Origin of the sequence: Microcystis sp. M113S1, assembly GCF_020246945.1 — a bacterium.
Classification (GTDB): domain Bacteria; phylum Cyanobacteriota; class Cyanobacteriia; order Cyanobacteriales; family Microcystaceae; genus Microcystis.
Window position 1 is genome coordinate 1 of sequence record NZ_JADBSA010000174.1, and the last position, 2,685, is coordinate 2,685.

The 2,685-nt window shown below is 43.6% G+C and carries 2 protein-coding genes; one reads left to right on the plus strand and one right to left on the minus strand.

From position 1 onward, the window contains the following. Positions 1 to 394 precede the first annotated feature (394 nt). Positions 395 to 538 (minus strand): high light inducible protein, encoded by a 144-nt coding sequence (locus IM319_RS08855; protein ID WP_002734821.1) that lies wholly within the window; start codon positions 536 to 538, stop codon positions 395 to 397. 276 nt (positions 539 to 814) lie between these two features. On the opposite strand from IM319_RS08855, the gene IM319_RS08860 reads away from it, so the two are divergent. Further along, entirely contained in the window at positions 815 to 2,377 is a 1,563-nt protein-coding gene (locus tag IM319_RS08860) for a B12-binding domain-containing radical SAM protein (protein ID WP_287078435.1), read from the plus strand. The last annotated feature ends 308 nt before the right edge of the window (positions 2,378 to 2,685 follow it).

Genomic DNA, 2,685 nt, shown 5'->3' on the forward strand with positions numbered 1-2,685 from the left:
ACTTTAAACTCTAAGACAAACATTTTACGCAGGGGGTACTTAGATAAAATCAGTATAGCACAATAAAAGTTAAGTTAACAAGCTATAGTTTAAAAAGCCGTCCTAAAAGGACGGGGCTTTAACCCAAAATTTCGGTAAGCGATTTTCCGGTACATCATCTACCCCCAAGATGCGATCGCTTAAGGGCATTTTTAATTTTAACTGGCAACAATACCAAATCCGTTTTAATAGTGTGGTTAACTGCCAAGTTATGGATTGTTTCTCCCTGCTCCGACGATCCTCAGTCCCCAATCCCCAGCCTGCCTGCAACTAAAGTAGGGAAAGAGCTATGCTCCCCCCCTTTTTTGATAATTTATTCAAGACGATTGTAGATGCACAGCAATCGAGGCTGAAATTACATTAAGCCTAATTGAGCAAGGATGCCTTTGTGGGTTAAGTATTCCGTAGCTACGCCAATAACGAAACCGAGCATGGCTAAACGACCATTCCAGTTTTCAGCGAAAGCGGTGAAGCCGAGTTTGTTTTCTTGCTTATCCATGGTGAATTGCCTTCCTATAATAAAATTGTGTTTGATTCAAGTGCTTGATATTAAATGTAACATAACTTCCCAAACTATGCAACATTTATTTACATAAATTTTATTAATGTTGACCATAAACTTTTATGGGGGCAGGGTCAAGGGTGGGCAATGGCGGCCGAAAATCAAGCCTGATCTTAGTTCTAGGGCTAAATAACGGTTTTCCCATCCCTGACCGAAAAAGATTACAATCAAGCGAAAGGTCAAGAATCGATCGCCATCGAGCGAGGAGTGAATATGCGCGCCTTACTGATTTATCCCGTTTTTCCGCCGACTTTCTGGTCTTATAACAAAATTCTGGAATTAGTCGATCGCAAAGTCTTACTTCCTCCCCTTGGTATGGTGACGGTGGCGGCGATTTTACCGCAGGAATGGGAATTTAAACTGGTCGATCGCAATATTCGGGCGGTGACAGAAGCAGAATGGGACTGGGCCGAAATAGTCATTCTTTCCGGCATGATTGTCCAACGTCAAGATTTAATCGAGCAAATTCACGAAGCCAAGCAACGGGGTAAACTGGTGGCCGTGGGTGGTCCCTATCCCACTTCTATCCCCCACGAAGTGGCCGAGGCCGATTTTCTGATTCTCGATGAGGGAGAAATCACCATCCCGATGTTTGTGGAAGCATTGGCAAAAGGAGAAACCAAAGGTGTTTTCCGCACCACAGAAAAACCAGATGTGACAATTACCCCGATCCCACGCTACGATCTGCTCGATTTTGAAGCTTATGATTCCATGTCGGTACAATTCTCGCGGGGATGTCCCTTCCAGTGCGAATTTTGCGATATTATCGTTCTCTACGGTCGTAAACCCCGCACCAAAACCCCTGCACAATTATTAAAAGAATTAGATTATCTCTACGAGTTAGGTTGGCGCCGGGGCGTGTTCATGGTGGATGATAATTTTATTGGCAACAAGCGCAACGTTAAATTACTCCTCAAAGAATTAAAGGTTTGGCAAGAAGAACACCAGTATCCTTTCCGGTTTAACACGGAAGCATCGGTGGATTTGGCCGCCGATCTCGAATTAATGGAAATGATGGTTGATTGTTATTTTGATGCGGTCTTTTTAGGCATTGAAACCCCCGACGAAGAAAGTTTACAATTAACCAAAAAATTCCAAAATACCCGTAGTTCGTTAACCGAGACGGTAGAAAAGATTATTAAAGCTGGATTGCGCCCTATGGCGGGATTTATCATCGGTTTTGATGGCGAGAAAAAAGGTGCGGCCGATCGCATTATTAATTTTGTCGAAGAAGCGGCCATTCCCACGGCTCTATTCGGAATGTTACAAGCTTTACCCAATACCGCCCTATGGACTCGCTTGGAAAAAGAAGGACGACTACGATTAACGGGGAAACAGGACATTAACCAAAGTACCCTAATGAATTTCGTTCCCACCCGGCCGATCGAAGATATTGCCACAGAATATATTGAAGCCTTCTGGAAATTGTACGATCCGGAGGTATTTCTCGATCGCACCTATCGCTGTTTCCTGAAATTAGGGGCACCTAAAGCTAAACCTGCCTTTAAACTGCCTCGCCGGGCTGATATCTATGCCCTAGCGGTAATTATCTGGCGACAGGGCTTTAAACGTTCCACTCGCTGGAAATTCTGGCAGAATTTATTCGGTATTTTGCGCCATAATCCCGCCAATGCCGAACACTATATCACTGTCTGCGCCCACAACGAGCATTTCCTGGAATACCGTCAGATTGTCCGGGATGAAATTATGGCACAATTAGCCGAATTTCAACGCCAAGAGGCATTAACAGCAGAAAAAACAGCCATAGCGGCCTAATTATTCCGAGGATGGGTTTATTTACCCATCCTTAATATTTTCTGTCCTGATGGTGGACGATCGATAAATCAATCAGTAGTCGTGCAAAATTAATTTCTTGGTTAGGATAGGCACTCATGCAAAAGGCAAGAGGCACTCATGCAAAAGGCAAAAGCTTTATCGAAATGTGTAATTAGGGTCTGCTGAATAAATCTAAAAACCTTGTTGGGTAAGACTTTTAGACTTTTTGTCAATCAAAAAGTACCAGGCATGGGAGTGATCAGGGGGAAAATTCAGGTACTTTTTCCCTGAAAATTAGGTAGTTGACC

Excerpts from the sequence above, each read along its gene's own strand:
- IM319_RS08860 (WP_287078435.1), top strand. The coding sequence starts at position 815 with ATGCGCGCCTTACTGATTTATCCCGTTTTTCCGCCGACTTTCTGGTCT.
- IM319_RS08855 (WP_002734821.1), bottom strand. The coding sequence starts at position 538 with ATGGATAAGCAAGAAAACAAACTCGGCTTCACCGCTTTCGCTGAAAAC.